This window comes from Mucilaginibacter sp. 21P (assembly GCF_019331605.1).
In the GTDB taxonomy this organism is placed as follows: domain Bacteria; phylum Bacteroidota; class Bacteroidia; order Sphingobacteriales; family Sphingobacteriaceae; genus Mucilaginibacter; species Mucilaginibacter achroorhodeus.
Map to the genome: position 1 here is coordinate 4,700,917 of NZ_CP063061.1, position 24,953 is coordinate 4,725,869.

The window sequence follows — 24,953 nt, forward strand, 5'->3', positions numbered from 1 at the left end:
AAAATTCAAATTGCAAGGTTTACCTTCTTTTGAATTTTGACTTTTTATTTTTTACTTTAAATGATGTTAGAAGGTAAAAACATTTTATTGGGAGTTAGTGGCAGCATTGCGGCTTACAAGGCCGCTACGTTGGTGCGGCTGCTTATTAAGGCCGGCGCCAATGTAAAGGTTGTGATGACCCCGGACAGTACTAACTTTATTACCCCTCTTACCTTATCTACCCTATCAAAAAACCCTGTACACACCCAATACTTTGACCCCGAAACCGGTGAATGGGATAACCATGTGGATCTGGGTCTTTGGGGTAATGCCATGATCATTGCGCCGGCAAGTGCCAACACGATGGCTAAGATGGCCAATGGCTTGGTTGACAACCTCCTTACTGCTGTATATCTATCAGCTAAATGCCCGGTATATTTTGCCCCAGCAATGGACCTTGATATGTGGAAGCATACCGCTACGCGAGATAACATTGCACAACTGCAATCGTTCGGGAATATATTGATACCGCCAGGAAGCGGCGAATTGGCAAGCGGCTTGTACGGAGAAGGCCGCATGGCTGAGCCTGAAGAGATAGTTGCTTTTTTAGAGGCCGATATCAGAAAAAAGCTTCCGCTGGTAAACAAAAAGGTATTGGTTACAGCGGGCCCTACTTATGAAGCGATTGATCCTGTACGTTTTATTGGCAATCATTCTTCAGGAAAAATGGGCTTTGCTTTAGCTGACGAGCTGGCATCACAGGGGGCTGATGTTATTTTAGTAGCCGGGCCAACCGCGCAAAAAAGCGAGTATAAAAGCATTAAACGCATTGATGTAACCAGCGCTGCCGAGATGCTTGATGCCTGCTTGGAGAACTTCGATAGTGCCAACGCCTGCATCATGTGTGCGGCCGTGGCAGATTACACACCGGCACATGTGGCGCAGCAAAAGATAAAAAAGACCGAAGATCAGTTTAATATCGAGCTTAAGAAAACAACGGATATCCTTAAAACGCTCGGCCAGCAAAAACGTGATGACCAGGTTTTGGTTGGTTTTGCACTGGAGACCAACAATGAGGAACAGCACGCCATTGATAAGCTGAAAAAGAAAAACCTGGACCTAATTGTATTAAACTCTTTAAATGACAGTGGCGCGGGTTTTAAAAGTGATACCAACAAAGTAACTTTGATAGACCGCCATCTTAATAAAACCACCTTTGAGCTCAAAAGTAAAACAGAGGTAGCAAACGATATATGCTTAGCGGTTGTAGATCTACTAAATAAATGAAGAGACTTTTAACCTTAACGTTGCTTGCCATGTTTTGCTTTACAAAGGCAAACGCCCAGGACTTAAACGCACGTGTAAAGGTTGTTGCTCCAAAAATACAGGTTACTAATACCCGCATCTTCCAAACATTGGAGCGCGCTATGCGCGATTTTTTAAACGGCCGGAAGTGGAGCGCCGATGACATTGCTCCCAACGAGCGTATAGATTGCAACTTTGTATTAAATATCACCAATTGGGACGGCAGCAGCAGCTTTAGCGGAGAGTTGCAGGTACAATCATCAAGACCGGTTTATAACGCCACCTATACCACTACCCTGCTGAACATAAATGATAAGGATGTAGATTTTACCTATACCGACGGCCAAACTATTGATTACACCGACCAGAATTTTCAAAGCAATCTAAGTTCTGTAATGGCATTCTACGCTTACATTATTGTAGGCATGGATTATGATTCGTTTGGCAAATTTGGCGGCACGCCTTATTTCTTAAATGCGCAAACGGTTGCCATAAACGCACAAACTTCATCTTATCGCGGATGGAAGGGATTTGATAACAGCAACGTTAACCGCTACTGGCTGGTTGAGAACCTCAACAATAAGATCTACAATAACCTGCGCGAGTTTATCTATAACTATCACCGCAATGGTTTGGATATGATGGCTGATAACGTTGGCAAGGCCCGCAAATACATCAGCTCGATACTGCCGGTGCTCACCGAAGTAGACCGAAAACGCTTAGGGTCATACTTCCCCTTGGCTTTCTTTACGGCCAAGAATAACGAATTGGTTTCCATTTTTAGCGGTGCGGCACCACAGGATAAAATTGCAGCCATGAATATCCTCAACGCGGTTGACCCTGCAAACGGCACCAAATATCAGTCGCTCAGCGGCAGGTAAGTTCAATGCATTTTATTTACCGGCGCTTAAAATTTCGCTACCACATCTGCGTTTATCAACCATTAGCTATCTTTATACCTTTTAAACATTGATATAAGTATGAACAAAAGATGGGTGTTGAAAGATGCGGCAGATGCCGAAACGGCGAAAAATTTAGCCGCGGATCTTAACATCAGCACCATACTTGCCAATATACTTGTACAGCGCGGCGTTACCAGTTTTGAAGAAGCCCGGTATTTCTTTCGCCCAAGCGAGCTTCATCTGCACGATCCATTCCTTATGGCAGACATGGAAAAAGCCATAGCCCGCATTGATGAAGCCATCGCCCGAAATCAAAAGATCTTGGTTTATGGTGATTACGATGTTGACGGCACAACGGCTGTCGCATTAGTATATAGCTTTTTCAGCAAACGTTACAGCCGGATAGCGTATTACATCCCCGACCGTTATAAAGAAGGTTACGGCATATCCACACAGGGCGTTGATTATGCAGCCGAAAACGGCTTTAGCCTTATCATTGCCTTGGATTGCGGCATCAAGTCAGTTGATAAAATTGCTTATGCCAACACTTTGGGCGTTGATTTTATCATCTGTGATCACCACTTGCCTAGCGATGAACTTCCGGCTGCTGTTGCCATATTAGATCCTAAACGCCCGCAATGCAATTATCCTTACAAGGAACTTTCGGGCTGCGGCATTGGCTTTAAGCTGGTGCAGGCCTACGCCGAAATACATAGTATACCCTTTGAAGAAGTAGCGGAATATTTAGACTTAGTTGCCATAAGCGTTGCCTGCGACATCGTACATGTAACCGGCGAAAACCGTGTATTGGCGCATTTAGGTTTGGCTAAGATAAATGCAGCCCCGTGCGTGGGCGTTAAGATGCTGATGGAGGTGGCAGGAAAATCAAAGGATTACAATATCTCTGATGTGGTCTTTCAGTTAGGCCCGCGCATTAACGCCGCTGGCCGTATCGACGATGCCAAGCATGCTGTGCAACTATTGATTGCCTGCCATGAAGATGACGCACGTGAAAAGGGCGACCTGATAAACTTACGTAACGTAGAACGCAAAGGTCACGACCAGCAAATTACCGACGAAGCCTTAAGCATTATTGATAATGATGATGTTTTGATCGCCCGCAAATCAACCGTGGTTTTTAATGATAACTGGCACAAGGGTGTAATTGGCATTGTAGCATCAAGGCTTACTGAAAAGTACTACCGCCCTACCGTGGTACTCACCCGCTCAAATAGGCACGTTGCGGGTTCGGCAAGATCGGTTTTGGGTTACGACCTTTATGAGGCGCTTTGCGGTTGCAGCGACCTGCTCATCCAGTTTGGCGGGCACAAATATGCCGCCGGGTTAACTATGGAGCCGGAAAATGTTCCTGCCTTTATCGAAAAATTTGAGCAGGTTGTAAGTTCTACCATTCCGGATGAACTTTTGGTGCAGCAGATCAGTATTGATGCAGAGATCGATCTGGCAGACATAGAGCCCAAATTTTTCAGGATACTGAATCAGTTTGCACCTTTCGGGCCTGAGAACATGGCGCCGGTTTTCATGACCAGAAATGTGTATGTTAGCGGTGCAGCCGGTTTAGTTGGCGGCAAACACATTAAAATGTTTGTGATGCAACCGGGTTCGCCAAGTTTTAGTTGCATAGCCTTTAACCAGGGCGAGCTTTTGCCAGAGCTAAAGAACGGTATAGCGTTTGATATTTGTTATACCATTGAAGAAAACGTATGGCGCGAACAACGCAGCATACAACTGAACATAAAAGGAATTAGATTAAAATAAAAAGTCAAAGGTCTACGCAAAAGAAGCCCCTATTTTGAATTTTTACTTTTGACTTTTTAATTCTCAACATATGATATTACGTGCCGAGCATTTAATAAAAAAATATAAGCAGCGTACCGTTGTAAACGATGTAACGTTCAACGTATCGCAGGGCGAGATTGTGGGTTTGCTTGGGCCTAACGGTGCCGGCAAAACTACTTCCTTTTACATGATAGTGGGTTTGATAAAACCTAACGAGGGTAAGATCTTTCTCGAAGATGAAGAAATAACCACCGACCCGATGTATCGCCGTGCCCAAAAAGGTATTGGTTATCTGGCCCAGGAGGCATCTGTTTTCCGTAAGCTTTCTGTTGAGGATAACATCAAAGCCGTGCTGGAGATGGGCAAAATGAGCAAAGAAAAACAGCGCGATAAATTGGAAGAATTGATAGACGAGTTTAGTTTACATAAAGTGCGCAAAAACCGTGGTGACCTGCTATCAGGCGGTGAACGCCGCAGAACTGAAATTGCGCGTGCCCTTGCTGCAGAACCTAACTTTATTTTACTGGATGAGCCTTTTGCCGGTGTAGACCCTATTGCTGTTGAGGAGATACAATCTATGGTTGCCAAGCTGAAGCACCGCAACATCGGCATTCTCATCACTGACCACAACGTGCAGGAAACCCTAAGCATTACCGACCGTGCCTACCTGCTTTTTGAGGGAAAGATATTGGAATCAGGCGTGCCGGAGGTGTTGGCCGAAAACGAATTGGTGCGTAAAGTTTACCTGGGTGCAAACTTTGTGCTTAAAAGAAAAGTATTTCCTCAGTAACTTATATATTTGAGAAGTTCATAGCCAATAGATCATGGTTCATGGTAACGCTTAGCAGCCATGAACTATCAACCATGAACCATAAGCCAACAGTATGACCATTTTCAACTCTGTATTTACCTGGTTCATGAAAAAGCGTATCCACCAGATAGAGCTTTTTATGAAATACCCTAATGAAGTACAGGAAGAATGGTTTGAGCAACTTGTTGCCGGTGCAGAGAATACAGAATGGGGAAAGAAATACGGCTACAAAAGCATTGAGAACCTTGCCCAATTTAAAGAACGGGTACCTATTCAAACTTATGATAGCCTAAAGCCCTACATAGAGCGGATGCTTAAAGGTGAACAAAACGTGCTTTGGCCATCAGAGATACGGTGGTTCGCAAAATCATCGGGCACCACAAATGATCGCAGCAAGTTTATCCCGGTAAGTGAAGAGTCGCTGGAAGAGTGCCACTTTAAAGGCGGTAAGGATATGCTTACGCTTTACTTTAACAACCGCCAGAACGCGCGCATTTTTACGGGGAAGAGCTTAACGCTTGGCGGGAGCCACCAGGTGGGGCAGTTAAATACCGACACTTTTTTTGGCGACCTATCGGCAGTGATCATGAAAAATCTACCCCTTTGGGCAGAGTTTTACCGTACCCCACATCTGGATATTGCCCTTTTAGAAAATTTTGAGGAAAAGATAGAAAAGATGGCTTACGCTACCAAAGATGTAAATGTAACCAGCATCAGCGGCGTACCTACCTGGAATTTGTTGCTGTTTAAACGCATCCTTGAAATAACCGGTAAAAATAATTTGTTGGAAGTTTGGCCAAACCTGGAGCTTTACTTCCACGGCGCTGTCGCATTTACACCTTACCGCGAACAGTTCAGGAAGCTGATCCCCAAAACTGATATGTATTACCTGGAAACCTATAATGCATCTGAGGGTTTCTTTGGTATACAGGACCTTGAAAAACCGGGCGACATGCTTTTGATGCTTGATTATGGTATCTTCTATGAGTTTTTACCGTTAGAGAACCTGCACGATGAGAACCCACAAACGCTTACCCTCGATGAGGTTCAACTCAATAAAAACTACGCGCTCATCATCAGTACTAATGCCGGTTTGTGGCGATACATGATCGGCGACACTATTAAATTTACATCGCTTTCGCCCTTCAGGATACAGATAACCGGTCGTACCAAGCATTTTATCAATGCCTTTGGCGAAGAGGTGATCATTGACAATGCAGAACGAGCCCTTGCCGAGGCCTGCTCTAAAACAGGTGCTATCATACGTGATTATACTGCGGCGCCGGTTTATTTCAGCGATAATGAGTGTGGCGCGCACGAATGGCTGATCGAGTTTGAAAAACACCCCGCAGAATTTGAACGCTTTGTTGACCTGCTTGATGAAACGCTCCGCAAAGTAAATTCTGATTATGACGCCAAGCGTTTTAAAGATATGGCCCTACGCAGACCACTGGTGCGTTCGGTGCAGCCAAACACCTTCTTTAACTGGATGAAAAACCGAGGCAAAATAGGCGGGCAGCATAAAGTACCGCGCTTAGCCAACACCCGCGAGTATGTAGACTCTATCCTGGAGCTTACAAATTCTCCAATCATCAATAATTAAATTTTGGTGTTGCGTTAATGCTAATGGATGCGTAATGATATAAACTAAACTTTATATGAAAAATTATCTGTTCATCCTGGCACTGATCATTACTCTTTCAGCATGTAAAAAAGACAACGCTATTAAATCAACGCCCGGCGAAGTGGTGGGTACCTGGGAACTTAAAACCTATATGACAGGTTGGATACAACCACAAAGTTACAATCCCGGCAACGGAGACAGGTACATTTTCAGATCTGACAAAACCTACACCAAATACCTTAATAATAAGGTTGAAAAACAAGGGACCTACACGCTTAGCTTTACCAGTGAACAAGAAGGCACAAAGTTTGGTAAAATAGTCTTGACTAATCCGGATTACGCTGACGTCTTCAGCATTAAGGAGAATACATTTATCATCGGTACATCCGCTGCGGACGGGCCGAGCTGGGAGTATACACGCATAAAATAATGTTATTTTATAAATCGTAGCTGCACAAATTTTATGCGGCTCCTGTCGTGCGTATAGGTTACGTAAACGTTGCCTGTTTTATCAGCAATAATGGCGGGATAGCTATATTCCCCTTTGTCGTGTTGTTCAAAGGTGTACAGGTCTTTCCAGTGTTCGCCGTCTTTAGAGACAGCTAATTTAAGAACAGATCGTCCCTCCCACCAGTTTTTGCCGGCTGTAAGCGGGTTGTATACCAGCAATTGGTAACCTTTTACGGTTACGGCATCACTGCCGGAGTTTGGGTTGGGCAGAGCCGTTGAGGTAGATTTGCTCCAGGTTTTACCGTCATCATTAGACCAGTTTTGTACGATAACATTTTGTTTGCTGCGCGATAACAACTGCAATTTTTGTTTAGAGTACCTTAAAATGGATGGCTGGATAAGCTGAAATGTATCACAATCAATATTTATCTTCTCCCATTTTTTTAAAGCGGCATCAGATCTTTCCAAATGGATTTGCCAAGTTTTCTCATCAGAGCTTTCTGTACTTGATGGGTAAAAGATATCTCCGTTAGCCAATTGCACCGGCTTATTTTTGATAGGCCCAAAAAAACCTTTTGGCAAAGCTGTTGCCGCCGACCACGTTTTGCCATCATCATTCGATGTTTTATACACCGCCCACCACTCACGTGGGTTGGGGCCTATTTTATAGTGAAGGTAAAGGGTACCGCTGGCTGCTTTAAATAGAACCGGGTTCCAGCAAGCATATCTTTTACCATCCGGCTGTATGCCATCAGCTACTTTCACGGGAGATGACCATTTTGTTCCGTCGTTTTCGGCCGTCCATATACAAACATCCGGATTACTTTCCTGGGTTCCGCCAAACCACGCGGCTAATAATTTCCCGTTTCCCAGCTTTACAATGGTAGATGCGTGGCAAGCCTTAAAAGGCGCATCGGTAAAAATATATTCGTCCTTTACAATCTCAACTTTTTGAGCGTTGGCTTCATGCAAACCAGCAAAAAGCCCAATCAATAAACCGAAAACAAAGTATCTTCTCATACAAGCTTAATTATGAATTGTAGCCCAGGGTTGTGGCTTTGAATATGGTAATAGCCTCAAGCGCCGCCTTTACATCGTGTACCCGTAGTATATTGGCTCCTTTCATTAGCGCTACGGTGTTAAGTGCAGTCGTTCCGTTCAGCGCTTCTGCAGCCGTAGCGCCTAATAAGCCGTAGATCATTTTCTTTCTGGAGATACCCGCCAATAATGGTAATTGCAAGCGTTCAAACTCCTGCATCCTGTTCATCAAAGCATAACTATGTTCCGGCTTCTTTGCAAAACCGAATCCCGGATCGATGATGATATCATGCACACCTAATTGCTTAAGCGCGTATATTTTTTTAACAAAGTAATCGTACACCTCGGCAAACACATCGTCGTATTCGGCTAAAGCTTGCATATTTTGAGGATTACCTTTCATGTGCATCAATATATAAGGCACCTGTAAACTTGCAACGGTTGCAAACATATTCTCATCTAAACTGCCCCCGCTAATATCATTAATGATATGCGCCCCTGCTTTGATAGCCGTTTCCGCTACGTTAGCCCTAAAAGTATCTATAGAAATAACCGCTGCCGGAAATTCTTTAACGATGGCTTCAACAGCCGGTAATAGTCTATCAGTTTCTTCCTGTATGGATATATCCGCAGCACCCGGTCGGGACGAATAAGCGCCTATATCTAAAAAGTCGGCCCCTTCGCTCAACATGTTCCCCGCTTGCTGTAAAATGGCATCAGTCTCAGTCTTACGACTATCGGCAAAAAAAGAATCGGGCGTGGTATTGATAATGCCCATCACCTTTGGCAAGGTCATATCAATCAATTTGCCGCCGGCATTTATGGTCGTCTTTTTCTGAAAAAATGTATCTTTAGCCAATGTTTTGTTGAATTTTAACCGTTAAAATGTTGTAAGGTTACAAAGTTGTAAAGTTATCCACTTTAATAAAATGTTCCTATTAATTCACAGATCAAAAACATTTCAGCCAAATAAGAAAGATTCCAATAAATCAAAAATGACTAATCAGTATCGAATTTTAGGCTCAAGTCTTATAAAATATAATCAAGCAGGTATAATGATTTTTTCAATGCTTTTGATAATCGTTAACTATTTTCTGGTGTCTTCTTCAATTTTTTGGTTGTTTCTGTTAGGAATGCTTACGATTGTTAACTTAATTTGGTATTCATTTAGCAGCGTAAAATGGGATGAGGAAAACTTTGTCATTGAAAAATTTTTAAGGAGAAAAATAATTCCATCTTATAAATTTAAATATGTGAAAAGAATATCCTTTAATCTTTTCTTGATAAGATTCACCGATGGCCAATTCTACTATTTTGGCGAATTTCGATCTGTTTTCGAAAATTCTGCTGACACGACAAAGAAAATTCTTGCGAGGATTCGTTGTTGAAATCGATTCTCGTTAATTAAACCCAACTTTAAAACATTACAACCTCTTGAGCAATACAGCAGAAGAATTTGACGCAGTTATTAACGTTTGCCGCAGTCTTTTTATTAAAAAAACCCGCGATTACGGTACCGCCTGGCGTATTTTAAGGTTACAATCTATCACCGACCAGATATTTATTAAGGCGCAACGCATCCGTACGCTCGAAGAAAAACAGGTATCAAAAGTTGGCGATGATATTACCGGTGAATATATAGGCATTGTAAACTATTGTGTGATAGCCATGATGCAACTGGATTGCGGGCCGGAAACTCCTTTAGAGCTGAATCCTGATGAGGTAGAAGCGATATTTGACAGTAAGGTTAAGGAAACCCGCGACCTGATGTTCGCCAAAAACCACGATTACGGTGAGGCATGGCGCGAAATGCGCATCAGCTCACTTACCGATCTGATCTTGATGAAACTGCTGCGTGTAAAACAAATAGAAGACAACCAGGGCCAAACACTGGCATCTGAAGGTGTAAAAGCCAATTACCAGGATATGCTAAACTACTCCGTATTTGCGTTGATAAAATTAGGGATTAAATGAAAAACGGATCAATTTGGTTTTGCAGGATCGCTGTTGGCTTACTTTTTATCTTCTCAGGGTTGATAAAGGCAAACGACCCGCTTGGTTTTTCTTATAAGCTTGAGGAATACTTTGAGGTATTCCATCTCACAGCGCTAAACAATCTTGCATTAAGCATGGCAATTGTACTTTGCGCCCTTGAAATGATATTGGGCTTTGCCTTGCTGATAGGCGCGCGGGCTATTAAGGTAGTTTGGGGGCTGTTGCTGCTGATCATCTTTTTCGGATTCCTTACTTTTTATTCCGCCTTTTTCAAAGTTGTACAAACCTGTGGTTGCTTTGGCGATGCTATACCGTTAACACCCTGGGAATCTTTCGGTAAAGACATGGTGTTGCTGTTGCTGGTACTGGTGCTATTTCGCAACCGTAAAACTATTAAACCTTTACTTAGCGCCAAGGCGGGAGACCGGGCAATTGTTGCCGCAACGGTATTAGCATTGGGCTTTGGCTTGTATACCTATAATTTTTTACCGGTTGTAGATTTTCTTCCGTACAAAGTTGGGGCAAATATTTTAGAGGAGATGAAAACGCCGCCGGGCGCTAAGCCGGATGAGTTTGAAATTACCTACACACTTGTAAATAAAAAAACGAAAGACTCTAAAAAGATCACTGACAAAGAGTACATCAAAAGCGGTATCTGGAAAGATACTAATTGGCAAGTACAAGGCACCCCGGAGAGCAGGCTGGTTAAGAAAGGTTTCGAGCCCAAGATAAGGGACCTGAACATTCAGGATGCGCAGGGTAATGATTACAATCAGGAATTGTTAAGCACTCCGTTCTATAGCTTGGTTATTGTAGCCTACGATCTTTCGAAAACGGACCAGGACGCGGTTGCAAAAGCAAACGCCTTAGCTGCAAACCTGATACAAAACTACAACACAAGGGTTATATTCCTTACCGCTAACGCGCCGGAACAAGCGCAGCAGTTTGCCAAAGAACACAAATTGGTTAGCGAACTGTTTTACGCTGATGGCGTGCCGCTAAAAACCATGGTGAGAAGTAACCCCGGCATCATGTTGTTGAAAAACGGTACTGTTGTAAACAAGTGGCATTACCACAACATGCCGAAGTATGAAGATCTGGTTAAAAATTATCTATCAAAATAAATGGGCCTTATATTTTTAGTTGGATTTATGGGTTGCGGCAAAACCACTATGGGCCGTAAATTATCTGCAGCTTTGGAGTACGATTTTATCGATCTTGACCATAGGTTTGAAGAACAGACCGGCACTCGCATCTCCGATTATTTTACCGAACATGGCGAAGAAGCTTTCCGTAAGCAGGAATCGAAAATACTTAAGGAAACCATTTATCCGGAAAATGCCGTTGTATCAACCGGTGGCGGGTTACCCTGCTTTTTTAACAATATGGATTGGATGAATGCCAGGGGCCAAACCGTTTACATGAAGCTGACACCTAAAATGCTGGCTTCGCGTTTAGAGAATGCTAAAACACCCCGGCCGGTTCTGCAGGGCAAAAAGGGACAGGAACTTGTTGAATTGATAGAAACTAAACTTGCCGAACGCGAACCGCATTATAGCAAAGCGTCAGTAGTAGCGGATAGCTTCGCAGATCTTACGCCTGAAAATATTATGTATTTGCTGGCTACAAATAAATAGAGAATATCACATCAAATAAACCGCGTCTTCCTCGCCTTCAACATTGATCACAACGTCAATATGTTGTTTGATTACGGTTGAGAGCGCCATACCGGCATAGTCTGTTGTTACAGGGAAGTTTTTATGATTACGGTCTACCAAAACCACGGTACGCAGCTTCTTTAATGGCACATCTAAAAAAACGCCGAAACCATATGCAAGCGTTTTACCGCTATTCAAAACATCATCAACCAGGATGATAACTTTGTTAGCGCAGTCTTCTACTTTAAAATTAGTATTTGCATGCAACTGGCTGCTTTGCTTATCCAGCTCTATGCTAAGCAATTGAGTTTTAAACGGCGCAATGTTGTCCAGCACTGCCTTTAAACGTTCGGCAACATGGTTACCTCGTGGAAGGATGCCGGCAATAATTACCTCTTCTTCATCAAAATTATCCTCCAGCACCTGGTAAGCAATGCGATCTATCTTTTGCTGTATCTGCTGACTATTTAATATGAGGATCTTTCTGTCTGGCATGGTTGAATTGTTGTAATGTTGGAACGTTTAAAGGTTGTAAAGTTATTAGATTATATATTATAAAACTAACATTCCAACCTTATAAGATTACAACATTTCAACCTTTTATATACGGATAATAAACAAAGTTTGCCCCTTCAGGTACTATCACAAACAGGCACATAAAATCATTGGGATTTTTATAACTGCTTAAAAAACGTTCTTTCAGTTCGGGCTTGATAATGCCGCGGTCTACAAACTCTTCAATTGTTGAGGCATGTATGCTCCATTCGGTGTTCAGTTCGTTGCGGTCAAGGATCACCTCACCCAGCTTAACTTCGTGCTGATGGGCCACAAATATCGGGGTGGCAGATAAGCCCTCGACCATAATATCAATGGCAACCTCCTTTATAGAATCATTAAAAAATTTAATATCGCGTTCAAGGCTTACCAGTGGGCTTTGCTTCTGCTCTTTTTTCTCACTGCTTCCTCTGTCCTGGTTAAAAAGATCTTCCGTATTCATAGTTCATTCCTCGGTTTTTGGTGGCTGAGGTTTTGTATTTTTTGGATTGAATCGTGGTTTAAAACCCATTTTAGGCCCAACCTCTGCGGCTGGTTTAATTTCGATGTCTTCATTATCAGCTTCCTTGGTTCTCTCGCTAACAGAATCAAGGTCATCTGCCTTTATTTCCATAGGAACCTCCTGTTCAAAGGTATCTTCTTTTTTGGGTGCCATTTTCGCCGCGTTAAATCTTGGTTTAAAACCGGCAGGTTTCGGTGCAGGGGATGCTTCGGCAGGTGGATCATCCGGAGCTGGTGTGTGGATGGGTTTATCTTCTACCGGCTTGGTTTCTGCAACCTGCTCTTCTGCCTTAGGTGCCATCTTTGCAGCGTTGAACCGCGGTTTAAAGCCTGCGGGTTTTGGTGTCGCAGATATTTCGGCAGATGGAACAATCTCCGGCTTATCTTCGTTAGCAGGTTCACCTGCTTTAGGCGCTATGGTTTTGGCATTAAAACGCGGCTTAAATCCGGCAGGTTTAACGGCCGGCGTAGCTCCCTCTGTATTTGATTGTGCCGTAGTGTCAGTTGCCGTTTTATGTTCAGCCGTTGGTTCAGTTATAGCTTCAACAGGCTTAGCAGTAGCAGCACCTGCTTTAAAGCGCGGTTTAAAACCAACATTGGCAGCAGCTGGTTCGGTGAGAGATTCAACAATGGTTTGTTCGGCCAGGCGGTTTTCAATTACCACTTTTTCCTCTTTCACTTCGGGTGCCAGGCGATATTGCAATCGCAATTTATTGAACCAGTATTTCTTGGTATGGTCGAAACTCTTTTCGCCCATTGCTTCGTAATGTTCTTTAAATTCAGAGAACAGCCCTGGCTCTGCTGATTGCATGGCCGTTAGGTCTATCTTCTTTTTTCTAAAAAACTCTTCGAAAGTCATTTATGCAATTTGATGATTTATTGATTTGACAATTTGAAGATTGACAGTCATATTCAAATTGTCAAATCTTCAAATCGACTCAATTACAACTGAACGTCAGTATCCAGTTGGTTAAAGCGGATACCTTTATCGGTTTGGCTCCAGTCGGCACGCTCCTCATCGGAAGCATTTAAGAGTTTTGGGAACCACTCCAGCGGGAAAGCTTGTTGCTTACCATCTTCTTTCTCCACAAAAAGTAAACCATTGGCAAAGGTTACTTTAACCTTTTTCTCCTGCTTGCGTGTTGATAGTAAAGGCATGTTGTTAGATTTGAAAATTACTTAAATTTGAAAATCTGAAGATGCAAGTAATTTTCAAATCGTCACATCTTCAAATTTTCAAATCGGCAAATTACTCCGCCATGTTATGATAAACCGCCTGCACGTCGTCGTCTTCCTCTAAACGGTCAACAATCTTCAATACATCGGCAGCTTGTTCTTCTGTAACATTAGTTGTTGAAAGCGGGATGCGTTCCAGTTTGGCAGATTTGGTTTCGATACCCATTTCTTCCAAAGTCTTCTGCATTTTACCAAAATCTTCAAAAGCGGTATGGATAACGGCAACATCATTTCCTTCCTCATCGGCCTCCACAAAAAGATCTTCCAAACCGGCATCAATTAGTTCAAACTCCAGTTCTTCCAGATCACGCTCTCCGGGATCAAACCTGAAAACTGATTTACGCGCAAATACAAAATCCAATGAACCTGTTTTACCTAATGTACCACCGTATTTTGTAAAGTAACTGCGCACATTGGCTACGGTACGGTTTGTATTATCAGTGGCGGTCTCTACCAAAATAGCTACACCGTGTTGGGCATAACCTTCGTAAACCAACTCATCATAATCCTTCTCATCGCGGCTTGTGGCACGCTTAATAGCGGCCTCTACCCTATCTTTAGGCATATTAACAGCCTTAGCATTTTGCACCGCGGTGCGCAGTCGCGAGTTGGTAGTAGGGTCGCCGCCACCCGCTTTAACAGCCATCACTATCTCCTTACCCAGTCGGGTAAACTGCACCGCCATTTTGGCCCAGCGCTTAAATTTTCTCTCTTTCCGGAATTCGAATGCTCTTCCCATTTTGCCCCCCAGCACCCTAAAGGGGTAGCTGGACTTTTTTTTATTGTTATACCATTAAAACCTCTTATCCCCTTAAGGGATCAGGGGCTCTAAATTACGTTTTTTAAATTAGTTAGCATATCTTCCGTCATCTTTGCAAGATCGTATTGTAACTGCCAGCCCCAGTCCTGTTGTGCCTGGCTATCATCTATCGATTTTGGCCAGCTATCGGCTATGGCCTGGCGCGGGTCGTTATCAGCATAGCTCATTTCAAATTCAGGCATTAGTTTCTTTATTTCCGCAGCAATTTCTTCGGGTGTGAAACTTATACCTGCCAGGTTATAGCTTGAGCGGATTGTGATACTCTCTGCCGGCGCATCCATTAAAGTAAGCGTAGCGCGGATGGCATCATCCATATACATCATTGGCAAAGCCGTTTGCGCCGATAAAAAACCTTGATATTTTTTATGCTTTAATGCCTCATGGAAAATATGCACGGCATAATCTGTTGTACCACCGCCGGGGTTAGCACGCCAGCCAATAAGGCCCGGATAACGCAAGCTGCGTACATCTAATCCATATTTTTCAAAATAATATTCGCACCAGCGTTCACCTGCAAGTTTACTGAAACCATAAACCGTGTTAGGATCCATTACGCAATATTGCGGTGTGTTGTACTGCGGAGAATGTGGGCCAAACACTGCGATAGAGCTTGGCCAAAAAACCTTCTGCACTTTAAACTCAACGGCAAAATCAAGCACATGCAAAAGGCCGGTCATATTTAAATCCCATGCCATTTTAGGCTTCTGCTCGCCAACGGCAGATAGTATTGCCGCAAGCAAATAAACCTGTGTTGGTTTATGTTTATCAAACAGGTGATGCAGGTTATCTTTATCCAGCACGTTTGCATACTCAAACGGGCCGGTATTGCGCAAAGCATAATTAGGGCTATTGATATCTGATGCAATTACATTTTCTGCACCATGAATTGCTCTTAAAGCAGCTACCAGTTCGGTGCCTATTTGGCCGTTGGCGCCGATCACGAATATCTTTTCGGTCATTCAAACACAGTTTGCAGCAAATGTAGGAAATTGAAACTAAAGGCAGAGTTTTATGCATTATAAACGACCAACCTATCTTAATGTTTACAAATGCCATCATAGATATTATACTAAAACAGTAGACTTTTTATTAGCTGGTTAGCGAAAAAAACCGCATATTTGGAATATTTAATAAACAATTTATACGTAAACAAACAATGAAAGTCGCAGTAGTTGGTGCTACCGGCCTGGTAGGCACTAAAATGTTGCAGGTTCTTGATGAACGCAACTTCCCCGTTACAGAATTAATTCCCGTTGCATCCGCTAAAAGTATTGGTAAAGAGATCACTTTTAAGGGTAAGCAATACAAGATTGTTTCTGCCGAGGATGCGATTAAGCAAAAGCCTGATGTTGCTATTTTTAGCGCAGGCGGAAGCACTTCATTAGAGCAGGCCCCTTTGTTTGCAGAGGCGGGTATCACGGTAATAGATAACTCATCTGCATGGCGTATGGACCCAACCAAAAAGCTGGTTGTACCTGAAGTTAATGCTGATGTTTTAACTGCCGAAGATAAGATCATAGCCAACCCAAATTGCTCAACCATACAAATGGTAGTGGCTTTAAAACCACTTCACGACAGATATAAAATCAAGCGCGTTGTAGTATCAACCTACCAATCGGTAACAGGTACAGGCGTTAAAGCGGTTGACCAATTATTTAACGAGCGTAATGGTGTTGATGGACCTAAGGTTTACCCTTACACGATCGACCTTAATGTTATCCCTCAGATAGACGTGTTTACCGAGAATGGTTACACCAAAGAGGAGATGAAAATGATACTGGAGACCAAAAAAATAATGGGCGACGACAGTATTGCGGTTACTGCAACTACTGTACGTATCCCGGTTATGGGTGGCCACTCAGAATCAGTGAACATTGAGTTTGCTCACGAATACGACTTGAGCGAAGTTCGCGAAGTATTAGCCAACGCACCTGGTGTTGTGGTGGTTGATGATATTGCCAACCTTAAATATCCAATGCCGCTTGATGCGCATGATAAGGATGAAGTGTTTGTAGGCCGCCTTCGCCGCGACGAAACGCAGCCAAATACTTTAAACTGCTGGATTGTATCAGATAACCTGCGTAAAGGTGCTGCCACCAACGCCGTACAAATTGCAGAATACCTTGCATCAAAGAATTTGATCGGCCAAAGCGTAGCCGTTTAGAGATTTGCGATTGAAGGTTAGAGATTAAACCTTCGTATTTAAATAAAAAAGGGATAGCCGGTTGGCTGTCCTTTTTTTATTCCTTGTCATTCTTAGCGATAGCGAAGAATCTGATCTTTACATTCCAAGTTACAAACCATCAATCTCAATTTTCTTAAAACCATAGAAATATTCACTTGTAGTTAATAGTAAATAACCTATTAAAAACAAATATTATTATGGCTGATTTAAGCAATAAAAAAGTAGCAATACTTACAGAAGAAGGATTTGAGCAGGTTGAATTAACCAGCCCAAAAGAAGCATTAGAAGCTGCGGGTGCCACCGTACACATTATTTCGCCAAAAAGCGGAAAAATTAAAGCATGGAACCATACCGATTGGGGGATAGAGGTAGACGTTGATAAAGAATTGAGCAACGCCAGCCCCGATGATTACGACGCACTGGTTTTGCCGGGTGGTGTTTTAAACCCCGACAAGTTGCGCCAGAACAAGGAAGCAGTAGCATTTGCCAAAGCATTTTTAGATGCCGGTAAACCGTTGGCCGCTATCTGCCACGGGCCGCAATTATTGATAGAAACAGGTGAACTGAAAGGCCGTCGCATGACCTCATATCCATCGCTACAAACCGACCTTAAAAACGCAGGCGCGGATTGGGTAGATGAAAAAGTTGTAACCGATAACGGTTTGGTAACCAGCCGCACGCCAGACGACCTGGATGCCTTTAACGCCAAAGCAATTGAAGAAATTGCTGAAGGGGTGCATGCATAGTCATGCACTGGTATGATTAATAAATAATCAATGTTATTGCGAGGATTCCGATGAATACCCGGAAACGCGGCAATCCCGGAGGCAAGTCTCCAAGACAATCCTGTGAGATTGCCGCGCTTCGCTCGCAATGACATTTTTTGTTTATCAGAGCGAACCTTTACCTTATCTTTGCCGCATGCCTCAACAAAAAGCCGTTATTATAGGTGCAGGTGTGGCGGGTATTGCTACGGCTATCCGTTTAGCTGTTAAAGGTTACGAGGTTGAGATTTTTGAGGCCAACAGCTACGCTGGTGGCAAGTTATCTCAGTTTGAGCAGAACGGTTACCGCTTTGATGCCGGGCCCAGCCTGTTCACCATGCCGCAGTATGTTGACGAGTTATTTCAACTCGCAGGTAAAGATCCCCGCCAATACTTTAATTACCAAAAACTTGATGTAGTCTGCAATTACTTCTACGAAGATGGTACGCGACTGCATGCGTATGCCGATACCGAAAAGTTTTCTGAGGAGATAGCAAATAAAACCGCCGATTCTGCCCAAGCGGTGGTTAAACATTTGGCCAACAGCCGGGATATTTACGAGATCACCAACCATGTTTTTTTAGAGCGGTCGCTGCATCGCTTGCAGACCTATCTTCGCTGGGATACTATTAGGTCAATATTCAGGCTACCGCAGATAGATGCCATGCGCACCATGCATAAAGCCAATACCAATGCCTTTAAAGATGCGCGCGTAGTGCAGTTTTTTGACCGGTATGCTACTTATAACGGTTCTAACCCGTACCATGCACCTGCCACGCTAAATGTTATCCCCCATTTGGAGCATCATTTTGGCGCCTGGTTCCCGGAGGGCGGCATGTACGCCATAACCCAAAGCCTCGTTAAATTGGCAGAGGAATTAGGTGTAAAATTCACTTACAACACTGCGGTTGATAAAATAATTACTGAAGGAGAAAAGATTAGAGGCGTACAGATAAAAGAAAAAGTGGTAAAGGCTGATATAGTCATATCAAACATGGATGTTTGGTTCACCTACAAAAAGCTGTTAGCAGACCGTCCAAATCTGCATCCTAAAAAAACGCTCGAACAACAACGAAGCAGTTCGGCTTTGATATTTTATTGGGGTGTAAAAAAGCAATTTTCCGAGCTTGACCTGCACAATATATTCTTCAGCGCAGATTACAAGGCCGAATTTGAACACATCTGGCAAAAGCAAAGCATTTATCAAGATCCTACGGTTTACCTTAACATCTCGTCAAAATTAAAACGGGATGACGCGCCAACCAACAGTGAGAACTGGTTTGTGATGATAAACGTACCTGCCAACAGTGGGCAGGAATGGGATAAACTGATAGCCGAAGCGCGAACTAACATTCAGGCCAAACTTTCACGATTGCTAAAAGAAGACATTAGTAAACTTATAGAAAACGAAAGCATCCTTGACCCAAGAAGCATCGAGCTAAAAACCTCATCATACAAAGGCTCCATTTACGGCACCAGCTCAAACAACCAATTTGCCGCTTTTTTAAGGCACGCAAACAAATCATCCAAAATTAAGGGGCTGTATTTCTGCGGTGGAAGTGTACATCCTGGTGGTGGTATACCGCTGTGCCTACTGTCTGCTAAAATTATGGCAGATCTGGTGTAAACTTTTTACTCCGGGCAGTTATCCTTACGGCGAGTATCCACAATGTAAATGATCTTCCAGCCTTGCGATGTTTTCATCAACTGGAAAAAATTAACGCCGCAATGGCTAAACTGGCTACCGAGATAAAATTTATAAGGTGTCCAAACGCTGGCTAAAGCGCCATCAATTTTCATATCGCCCCAAGTAATACGTTCGTCGTAAACATCTTTGTGCGGTGTACCTACTTGCTTCACAAAGTCGTCCCCTTTTTCAGTGATCAATACTGTTGTACCATCTTTTTTGTTGGTAACGCTTTGTAGCACCATATCCTTATGAAATGCTGAACGCAACATGGTACTGTCACCTTTGCGCATACCATCGAAAAGCGTGTTGATTGTTTTCTTGATATCCTCTTTGTCTGTTTGGGCAAATGCTGAAAAGAAAAAAATTGTAAGAATAATTAAGGTAATTAATTTTCTCATTGACGTTGTGATTGGTTAAGACAAGTTAACAAAATAACAACACGCCATTAACTACTCGCCAAATGGTACAATTCCTACTCGCAGTTACAGACTCTTCTCCAATCTTGACTCATGACTCTGAAAGTCCTGATTATCCCTCAATTAGTTTTCCTTCACCATTCTTTCCAAGGCATCAATCCACTTAGGTTCGGCGTTAAGGCTTTCTACCAGTTGTACGTGTTCGCCGCCCAGGGCTTTAAATTCGTCGCCGTATTCGTAAGTTACTTCAAAAACAGTTTCGAGGCAATCGCTTACAAAGGCAGGGCAAAATACCAGTAGTCGCTTTTTACCTTCTTTGGCCAGGTGTTCTACCACTTCGCTGGTGTAAGGCTGTACCCATGGGTCGCTCCCCAGGCGAGATTGAAAGCAAACTGTGTATTTTTCTTTAGGCAGGTTCATTTTTTCAGCTATCAACCTGGCAGTATCGTGTGATTGTGCAGAATAACACAATTTGTTGGTATCGTTTAAAGTATCGCAGCATCCGGCTTTTTGCAGGCAGTAGCTACCGGTATGGTCGCACTTTTTTAGCTGGCGCTGAGGCAAGCCATGGAAGCTGAACAATATATGATCATAATTATCCGGGTTATGGCGACGGGCATTATCTGCAAAGGTTTCGATCATCAAGTCATCATTATGGAACGAGTTGATGAAAGTGATCTGCGGAACAGTTTGCCAATCCTTTACAATTCGCATCACTTTTTCATGCACCGATCCTGTACTGGCAGACGCATACTGCGGAAACAACGGAATAACAAGGATATCGCCTATCAAAGCTTCTTTCAGCCTTGCCAATGCGGAATCAATAGATGGGCTTTGATAGCGCATGGCCAGCTCAACCACGTAGTTATCACCGAGGCGTTCCTGAAGCATTTTTTGTTGTAACAGGCTGTAATGCAATAGTGGAGAGCCAGTTTCCTTATCCCAGATAGCCTGGTATAATTTAGCCGACTTAGGCGCCCTGAACGGAACGATGATGGTTTTAACCAAAAAAGTGCGCAGTACCGGGTTAACATCAATAACCCGTGGATCCATCAAAAACTCATCAAGATATTTACGTACATCCGCTGTTGACGGACTATCAGGTGTACCTAAATTAACCAGTAAAACTCCCTTTTTTGCCATAATGATATAGGCTGCAAATGTACAGAAAAAAGCCCTAACCAGTTGTGACGGCGCTTATTATTGCAAAATGATGATAGCACCAAACAGGGGAAAAATTGCAACCGATTATACAAACAATTAATTGTGTTTTGGTGGTTCCGGTGCTTTCCATAACTTCCACCAGGGCAGCCAGGGCGACTCATGGTGCTCATAATGGTAGCCAAAAAAATAGCAGGTAAAAAAGGCTACCAAATGGTTGCGAGGTAAACTGCGCGATTGATGCTTGTTGTCATGTTCGCCTTTGTGAGGCAAATAAGTACCAAAGTAAAAAAGTTGCAGGGTACTCAACAATGATGGTACTACCCAAAACAGCAGCAGATTAGCCTGCGGAAGCCAAAGTTTTAAAATATTAAAAACTACGGCCATGATAACTATCTGCCATATCGACAAATAATTACGGATAAATTGTACGTACCATTTAAAAAAGTTACCATCGTGATAATCAGGGTCATCATGGGTATGCACATGGCTGTGATGTAAATGGTGTTTATTATACAGCTTTGGGTACCAAAAAGATGCATAAAGAAATGTACTGATAAACCCTATTGCCTTATTTATCCATGGCTTGGGCGCTATTGAACCATGCATGGCATCATGCGCAGTAATAAATAGCCCCGTGTACAGATGCATCTGCAACAAGATAAACAGGTAAAGCACAGGGTTGCTGAAATCAACCTGCCATTGCATCAGCAGAATAATTGATGCAGCCCAGCAGCCCAGCACCAAAAGGGCTACTAATAGACCGATATATGTAGGTGATTTTTGCAAAGTCAGTTTTGTAATAGTAAAGGCAAAAGCTGTTCCGTTATTTCACGCGCTTGCCTTGTTTATTAATATAGAACCATTTATCACTTTCCCAAACCGAATGGCCCTCACCAAGTTCAACCGTTTGACAGTCGTTACTTACTTTAGCCAAGCCCTTTTCAAAAGGGAATGCGCAGCCGAATTGTGGTTTGATAACGATATTGCCGGCAGTATCGGCATAGCCTATCCTTTTATTGTCGTCAATAGCGCGGTAAAAACCTTCACTCTCATAATCCGGGCCATTATCAAAAGGGAAAGGCTTAAACAACACCTCCTCTTTGCGATTAATGGCAACCATTTCAGATCCTTTTATTACAAATGCGAGATTTTTAAAAGTATCGGTAAAGCAAAGCTGGTATTTGCCGAGTGGTATAACGGTATCATGTTTGGCATTCACATACCCCTCAAGGTTACCCGAAGGATCCGTCACTTTGTAAAGATCGCCTTTCGAACCGTATTCGCAGGCAGATAATATGATAAGTATCAGTGCCGGCAATTTCCTCATATTAATATTTTTCCAATTCGGCCTTCACCTTTTGCATCAGCCACATCGGTGTAGATGTAGCGCCGGCAATACCTACCTTATCATTAGGTGAGAACATATTAGCGTTTAACTCCTCAATAGAAGAAACGAAATAGGTATTAGGGTTATGCTTTTTACATACTTCGTACAGGACTTTACCGTTAGATGATTTTTTACCCGATACAAAAACTACCTTATCAAACTTAGTGGCAAATAGCGGCAGGTCTTTATCGCGGTTACTTACCTGGCGGCAAATGGTATCATTGGCTTTTACCTCATAACCCCGGTTAAGCAATTCGTCTTTTACGCTGTAAAATTTATCCATGCTTTTGGTAGTTTGGCTATACAGCGTAAAACTTGCAGGTAATTCGGCATCGTCCAACTCGCTTATATCCTGAAAAACCAGTGCATCGCCGTTTGTTTGGCCTTGCAGACCAATAACCTCGGCATGGCCATGTTTACCAAAAATGAGGATGTTTTCTTTATTATCGTAAGATGATTTGATGCGGTTTTGCAATTTTAAAACCACAGGGCATGAGGCATCAATCAGCGTAATGTTATTTTCTAAAGCAGTACGGTAAGTTTCCGGAGCCTCGCCATGTGCACGGATCAGAACCTTCTCGTTGCGCAGGTCTTTAAGATCTTCGTGACCGATAATCTTAAGTCCCTGTGCTTTTAAGCGTTCAACTTCTTCATCATTGTGTACAATATCGCCCAGGCAATACAGATACCCATCTTCTGCCAAAATCTCTTCGGCCATATCAATAGCGTAAACCACCCCAAAGCAAAAGCCCGAGTCTTGATCTATCGTAACCTGTAAGTTGTAAGAGCCCATTTGTGCAAAAATACTAATGCTAAATTGTAAACGCTAAACCTTAAACGTTAATTTCTTAAAATAGTGTTAGATATTCTTTGGTGTAGGTTAAAGTCGATCTGAGTTTGTTGATTTCCAATAGCTGCAAGTGTTTCGATAGGACCAGCATGACGTACAGGATATTTAACCGATCAAATTTAACAATCCAAAAAACAGAAACTGAGTTATAAGCAGCACGAGCGCAGCAAAATTCTGTTTTTTAAAGCCGAACGATTCAAACAAGCTTAATAGCAAAACACTTACACCAAACCAGCATCCATAATTTTTAAGGGGTATTGTGGCAGTTTCCCAACTCCAATAATCAAATTTGATAGCGACTGGCTCTATCAAAACATCAAGCAAGACCAATAAAGCCGCTCCAATAATTATCCTGATAAAGGGGTTTCTCAAGCGGCTTTGTCGCATGGCTACGCCTGCGCTGTAAATTAACAAAAACCAATTTACGCCTATCAACAATGGGATATCTAAGAGCTTAAATCCTAAAGTTTTACCATAATTGTAATCGCCGAAAAGCCAATGTTTATGCACGCCTACCCACTCGGCAGTAAAGCCAAGGGCTGCAATCAAAAGCACGAAGAACAGAAATTTCCCATCAAGCCATTTGTGAGATAAAATAATCACCACCAGCATCAATAATAAGTGATACGGTACTAATTGTTTAAAAAGCGGCTGGAATGCCGGAATGGCAAAACCTACCAGTCCCACTACATGGAACAAGGCGATAACAATAATGGCAACTTTAGCCGGTTTTACGATATCTTTCTGCCTTTCCATACGGTTGTTTTAGTAAGACGTTGCTGTATTGATGTTACGCCAATGTGCAGCAAGGCCAGCATTTGCAACGGATGCCATAAAAAATTGCGCCAGGCGCTTTGTCCGGCTAATAGTGAGATCATCAACCGGGCTGATAAGATCAATGTTACCGCCATTGATATTAAACCAGGTTTACCGGTAGCTATCACCATCACAGGCCCACCTATAATAATAAGCAGGTATAACGAAAAGCCGATGATGTTGTAATTAAAAGCCGCCAGAAAGTTTTTACCAAAGCCATTTAAAGCCTCGTTATAACTTTTGTACATGCGGCAACTGATCATACCGTTTGCCAGCAACGCTTCACCATTTAGTTTGGATGATTTGACCAGCTTCATGATCTCCACATCTTCCACCACTTTGTCTTTCACCAACTGGTGCCACTGGTATTCGCGGTAAACCGATGCATCAAACATCATAAACTGCCCGCTTGCTGCAGATAGCGCTGCGCTGCGAACAAGGTAAACCGACCGTAACGGCAGTAAATTAAGTAATATGTAATGCATTAGTGGTACAGCCACCTTTTCGCCCGTGCTGCGCATTTCCTGGTTGGTGAATAAACTTAGTAAGCTTAAGCTGCGCAGGTTCATGCGGTGGATAGCGCTATTAAGCAAACCATTGTACACTTTTTCATCAGCGTCTAAAAACATGAGGTACTTGCCCGTGGCTAATTGCGCCAGCTGGAAACACGCGTAATTTTTACCCAACCATCCTTCTTCAAGCGGTTGGCCTTTTACTACCTTAAATTTTGGATGCGTTGCCGCGAAAGTATCGCAAATAGAAAAGGTATTATCGGTAGAGTTATCATCTAACACGATCACCTCGTAATCCTGATAGTTTTGCTGGTCAATAGACTGAAGCAAGGTTAATATATCTTCTGCCTCGTTACGTGCAGGAATTAAGATAGAAACTTTATCCTGGTAATGCCGACTGATACGCGGCAGTTTGGGGTTTGATACGAAGTTGAACAGCGTTACTGTAAACCTAATGATCAAGAAAAAGAAAGTCACGTAAAGGGCTATGATCAC

27 protein-coding genes are annotated in these 24,953 nt (G+C 42.8%); 12 read left to right on the forward strand and 15 right to left on the reverse strand.

All coding sequences use genetic code 11. From position 1 onward, the window contains the following. Nucleotides 1-63 precede the first annotated feature (63 nt). From coaBC to INP83_RS20945, 6 genes are all read left to right on the forward strand, one after another. Nucleotides 64-1,266 (forward strand): bifunctional phosphopantothenoylcysteine decarboxylase/phosphopantothenate--cysteine ligase CoaBC, encoded by a 1,203-nt coding sequence (gene coaBC, locus INP83_RS20920; protein WP_219127777.1) that lies wholly within the window; start codon nucleotides 64-66, stop codon nucleotides 1,264-1,266. Beyond that, nucleotides 1,263-2,165 (forward strand): DUF4835 family protein, encoded by a 903-nt coding sequence (locus tag INP83_RS20925; RefSeq protein ID WP_219125778.1) that lies wholly within the window; start codon nucleotides 1,263-1,265, stop codon nucleotides 2,163-2,165. Before coaBC ends, INP83_RS20925 begins: the two co-directional genes overlap by 4 nt. A 99-nt stretch (nucleotides 2,166-2,264) precedes the next feature. Further along, a complete protein-coding gene (gene recJ, locus INP83_RS20930; protein ID WP_219125779.1) occupies nucleotides 2,265-3,965 on the forward strand; it encodes a single-stranded-DNA-specific exonuclease RecJ in 1,701 nt (566 codons plus the stop codon). Between the two features lie 70 nt (nucleotides 3,966-4,035). After that, on the forward strand, nucleotides 4,036-4,776 hold the full coding sequence (gene lptB / locus INP83_RS20935; RefSeq protein ID WP_146272626.1) for an LPS export ABC transporter ATP-binding protein: 741 nt from the start codon (nucleotides 4,036-4,038) through the stop codon (nucleotides 4,774-4,776). A 94-nt stretch (nucleotides 4,777-4,870) separates the two neighbouring features. After that, nucleotides 4,871-6,400, forward strand: coding sequence for a GH3 auxin-responsive promoter family protein (locus INP83_RS20940; RefSeq protein WP_219125780.1), 1,530 nt, complete (start codon nucleotides 4,871-4,873; stop codon nucleotides 6,398-6,400). Nucleotides 6,401-6,455: 55 nt separating this feature from the next. After that, nucleotides 6,456-6,851, forward strand: coding sequence for a hypothetical protein (locus INP83_RS20945; protein ID WP_219125781.1), 396 nt, complete (start codon nucleotides 6,456-6,458; stop codon nucleotides 6,849-6,851). 2 nt (nucleotides 6,852-6,853) lie between these two features. Here INP83_RS20945 and INP83_RS20950 read toward each other — a convergent pair whose 3' ends face one another. Next, the gene (locus INP83_RS20950) at nucleotides 6,854-7,891 is read right to left on the reverse strand and encodes an exo-alpha-sialidase (RefSeq protein WP_219125782.1); all 1,038 of its coding nucleotides are present in this window, start codon (nucleotides 7,889-7,891) and stop codon (nucleotides 6,854-6,856) included. Between the two features lie 10 nt (nucleotides 7,892-7,901). Beyond that, a complete protein-coding gene (gene folP, locus INP83_RS20955; RefSeq protein ID WP_146272575.1) occupies nucleotides 7,902-8,768 on the reverse strand; it encodes a dihydropteroate synthase in 867 nt (288 codons plus the stop codon). 575 nt (nucleotides 8,769-9,343) lie between these two features. Here folP and INP83_RS20960 point away from each other — a divergent pair. Genes INP83_RS20960 through INP83_RS20970 form a run of 3 tightly spaced genes read left to right on the forward strand, consistent with a single transcriptional unit; the run spans nucleotide 9,344 to nucleotide 11,541 of the window. Next, entirely contained in the window at nucleotides 9,344-9,883 is a 540-nt protein-coding gene (locus INP83_RS20960; protein ID WP_219125783.1) for a DUF1599 domain-containing protein, read from the forward strand. After that, nucleotides 9,880-11,028, forward strand: coding sequence for a BT_3928 family protein (locus INP83_RS20965; protein WP_219125784.1), 1,149 nt, complete (start codon nucleotides 9,880-9,882; stop codon nucleotides 11,026-11,028). Before INP83_RS20960 ends, INP83_RS20965 begins: the two co-directional genes overlap by 4 nt. Then, nucleotides 11,029-11,541 carry a shikimate kinase gene (locus INP83_RS20970; protein WP_219125785.1) on the forward strand — a complete coding sequence of 171 codons (513 nt, stop codon included), beginning with the start codon at nucleotides 11,029-11,031 and terminating at the stop codon, nucleotides 11,539-11,541. A gap of 6 nt (nucleotides 11,542-11,547) precedes the next feature. Here INP83_RS20970 and INP83_RS20975 read toward each other — a convergent pair whose 3' ends face one another. The 6 genes from INP83_RS20975 to INP83_RS21000 all read right to left on the reverse strand — a co-directional run bounded on the left by INP83_RS20975 (nucleotide 11,548) and on the right by INP83_RS21000 (nucleotide 15,633). After that, on the reverse strand, nucleotides 11,548-12,057 hold the full coding sequence (locus INP83_RS20975) for a phosphoribosyltransferase family protein (protein WP_146272567.1): 510 nt from the start codon (nucleotides 12,055-12,057) through the stop codon (nucleotides 11,548-11,550). A 97-nt stretch (nucleotides 12,058-12,154) separates the two neighbouring features. Next, entirely contained in the window at nucleotides 12,155-12,559 is a 405-nt protein-coding gene (locus INP83_RS20980) for a hypothetical protein (RefSeq protein ID WP_146272565.1), read from the reverse strand. 3 nt (nucleotides 12,560-12,562) lie between these two features. Next, nucleotides 12,563-13,477: a hypothetical protein gene (locus INP83_RS20985; RefSeq protein ID WP_219125786.1), complete on the reverse strand. Its 915-nt coding sequence runs from the start codon at nucleotides 13,475-13,477 to the stop codon at nucleotides 12,563-12,565. A gap of 83 nt (nucleotides 13,478-13,560) precedes the next feature. Next, nucleotides 13,561-13,776 (reverse strand): DUF2442 domain-containing protein, encoded by a 216-nt coding sequence (locus tag INP83_RS20990; RefSeq protein ID WP_219125787.1) that lies wholly within the window; start codon nucleotides 13,774-13,776, stop codon nucleotides 13,561-13,563. Between the two features lie 91 nt (nucleotides 13,777-13,867). Next, entirely contained in the window at nucleotides 13,868-14,593 is a 726-nt protein-coding gene (locus INP83_RS20995) for a YebC/PmpR family DNA-binding transcriptional regulator (RefSeq protein WP_146272559.1), read from the reverse strand. An 89-nt stretch (nucleotides 14,594-14,682) separates the two neighbouring features. After that, entirely contained in the window at nucleotides 14,683-15,633 is a 951-nt protein-coding gene (locus INP83_RS21000; RefSeq protein WP_219125788.1) for an NAD-dependent epimerase/dehydratase family protein, read from the reverse strand. A gap of 197 nt (nucleotides 15,634-15,830) precedes the next feature. Between INP83_RS21000 and INP83_RS21005 the strand changes: the two genes are divergently transcribed. The 3 genes from INP83_RS21005 (at nucleotide 15,831) to crtD (ending at nucleotide 19,250) form a co-directional block, all read left to right on the forward strand. Continuing rightward, a complete protein-coding gene (locus INP83_RS21005) occupies nucleotides 15,831-16,838 on the forward strand; it encodes an aspartate-semialdehyde dehydrogenase (protein ID WP_219125789.1) in 1,008 nt (335 codons plus the stop codon). A 218-nt stretch (nucleotides 16,839-17,056) separates the two neighbouring features. Beyond that, complete coding sequence (locus tag INP83_RS21010; RefSeq protein WP_146272553.1) at nucleotides 17,057-17,605, forward strand: type 1 glutamine amidotransferase domain-containing protein; 549 nt, start codon at nucleotides 17,057-17,059, stop codon at nucleotides 17,603-17,605. Nucleotides 17,606-17,780: 175 nt separating this feature from the next. Further along, entirely contained in the window at nucleotides 17,781-19,250 is a 1,470-nt protein-coding gene (gene crtD, locus INP83_RS21015; protein WP_219125790.1) for a 1-hydroxycarotenoid 3,4-desaturase CrtD, read from the forward strand. Nucleotides 19,251-19,255: 5 nt separating this feature from the next. On the opposite strand, the gene INP83_RS21020 is transcribed toward crtD, so the two are convergent. The 7 genes from INP83_RS21020 to INP83_RS21050 all read right to left on the reverse strand — a co-directional run bounded on the left by INP83_RS21020 (nucleotide 19,256) and on the right by INP83_RS21050 (nucleotide 24,953). Next, the gene (locus tag INP83_RS21020) at nucleotides 19,256-19,711 is read right to left on the reverse strand and encodes a nuclear transport factor 2 family protein (protein WP_219125791.1); all 456 of its coding nucleotides are present in this window, start codon (nucleotides 19,709-19,711) and stop codon (nucleotides 19,256-19,258) included. Between the two features lie 141 nt (nucleotides 19,712-19,852). Further along, nucleotides 19,853-20,872 carry a ferrochelatase gene (gene hemH / locus INP83_RS21025; RefSeq protein WP_219125792.1) on the reverse strand — a complete coding sequence of 340 codons (1,020 nt, stop codon included), beginning with the start codon at nucleotides 20,870-20,872 and terminating at the stop codon, nucleotides 19,853-19,855. 117 nt (nucleotides 20,873-20,989) lie between these two features. Beyond that, entirely contained in the window at nucleotides 20,990-21,679 is a 690-nt protein-coding gene (locus tag INP83_RS21030; protein ID WP_255563208.1) for a fatty acid desaturase, read from the reverse strand. A 37-nt stretch (nucleotides 21,680-21,716) separates the two neighbouring features. Beyond that, on the reverse strand, nucleotides 21,717-22,220 hold the full coding sequence (locus INP83_RS21035; RefSeq protein WP_219125793.1) for a WG repeat-containing protein: 504 nt from the start codon (nucleotides 22,218-22,220) through the stop codon (nucleotides 21,717-21,719). 1 nt (nucleotide 22,221) lies between these two features. Next, complete coding sequence (locus tag INP83_RS21040) at nucleotides 22,222-23,073, reverse strand: 4-hydroxy-3-methylbut-2-enyl diphosphate reductase (RefSeq protein WP_219125794.1); 852 nt, start codon at nucleotides 23,071-23,073, stop codon at nucleotides 22,222-22,224. Between the two features lie 162 nt (nucleotides 23,074-23,235). After that, nucleotides 23,236-23,886 (reverse strand): carotenoid biosynthesis protein, encoded by a 651-nt coding sequence (locus INP83_RS21045; RefSeq protein WP_219125795.1) that lies wholly within the window; start codon nucleotides 23,884-23,886, stop codon nucleotides 23,236-23,238. Beyond that, entirely contained in the window at nucleotides 23,862-24,953 is a 1,092-nt protein-coding gene (locus tag INP83_RS21050; protein ID WP_219125796.1) for a glycosyltransferase family 2 protein, read from the reverse strand. Before INP83_RS21050 ends, INP83_RS21045 begins: the two co-directional genes overlap by 25 nt.

Coding starts and splice junctions, on each gene's coding strand:
- coaBC (WP_219127777.1), top strand. CDS start 64: ATGTTAGAAGGTAAAAACATTTTATTGGGAGTTAGTGGCAGCATTGCG.
- INP83_RS20925 (WP_219125778.1), top strand. CDS start 1,263: ATGAAGAGACTTTTAACCTTAACGTTGCTTGCCATGTTTTGCTTTACA.
- recJ (WP_219125779.1), top strand. CDS start 2,265: ATGAACAAAAGATGGGTGTTGAAAGATGCGGCAGATGCCGAAACGGCG.
- lptB (WP_146272626.1), top strand. CDS start 4,036: ATGATATTACGTGCCGAGCATTTAATAAAAAAATATAAGCAGCGTACC.
- INP83_RS20940 (WP_219125780.1), top strand. CDS start 4,871: ATGACCATTTTCAACTCTGTATTTACCTGGTTCATGAAAAAGCGTATC.
- INP83_RS20945 (WP_219125781.1), top strand. CDS start 6,456: ATGAAAAATTATCTGTTCATCCTGGCACTGATCATTACTCTTTCAGCA.
- INP83_RS20950 (WP_219125782.1), bottom strand. CDS start 7,891: ATGAGAAGATACTTTGTTTTCGGTTTATTGATTGGGCTTTTTGCTGGT.
- INP83_RS20965 (WP_219125784.1), top strand. CDS start 9,880: ATGAAAAACGGATCAATTTGGTTTTGCAGGATCGCTGTTGGCTTACTT.
- INP83_RS20970 (WP_219125785.1), top strand. CDS start 11,029: ATGGGCCTTATATTTTTAGTTGGATTTATGGGTTGCGGCAAAACCACT.
- INP83_RS20975 (WP_146272567.1), bottom strand. CDS start 12,057: ATGCCAGACAGAAAGATCCTCATATTAAATAGTCAGCAGATACAGCAA.
- INP83_RS20980 (WP_146272565.1), bottom strand. CDS start 12,559: ATGAATACGGAAGATCTTTTTAACCAGGACAGAGGAAGCAGTGAGAAA.
- INP83_RS20985 (WP_219125786.1), bottom strand. CDS start 13,477: ATGACTTTCGAAGAGTTTTTTAGAAAAAAGAAGATAGACCTAACGGCC.
- INP83_RS20990 (WP_219125787.1), bottom strand. CDS start 13,776: ATGCCTTTACTATCAACACGCAAGCAGGAGAAAAAGGTTAAAGTAACC.
- INP83_RS20995 (WP_146272559.1), bottom strand. CDS start 14,593: ATGGGAAGAGCATTCGAATTCCGGAAAGAGAGAAAATTTAAGCGCTGG.
- INP83_RS21000 (WP_219125788.1), bottom strand. CDS start 15,633: ATGACCGAAAAGATATTCGTGATCGGCGCCAACGGCCAAATAGGCACC.
- INP83_RS21005 (WP_219125789.1), top strand. CDS start 15,831: ATGAAAGTCGCAGTAGTTGGTGCTACCGGCCTGGTAGGCACTAAAATG.
- INP83_RS21010 (WP_146272553.1), top strand. CDS start 17,057: ATGGCTGATTTAAGCAATAAAAAAGTAGCAATACTTACAGAAGAAGGA.
- crtD (WP_219125790.1), top strand. CDS start 17,781: ATGCCTCAACAAAAAGCCGTTATTATAGGTGCAGGTGTGGCGGGTATT.
- INP83_RS21020 (WP_219125791.1), bottom strand. CDS start 19,711: ATGAGAAAATTAATTACCTTAATTATTCTTACAATTTTTTTCTTTTCA.
- hemH (WP_219125792.1), bottom strand. CDS start 20,872: ATGGCAAAAAAGGGAGTTTTACTGGTTAATTTAGGTACACCTGATAGT.
- INP83_RS21035 (WP_219125793.1), bottom strand. CDS start 22,220: ATGAGGAAATTGCCGGCACTGATACTTATCATATTATCTGCCTGCGAA.
- INP83_RS21040 (WP_219125794.1), bottom strand. CDS start 23,073: ATGGGCTCTTACAACTTACAGGTTACGATAGATCAAGACTCGGGCTTT.
- INP83_RS21045 (WP_219125795.1), bottom strand. CDS start 23,886: ATGGAAAGGCAGAAAGATATCGTAAAACCGGCTAAAGTTGCCATTATT.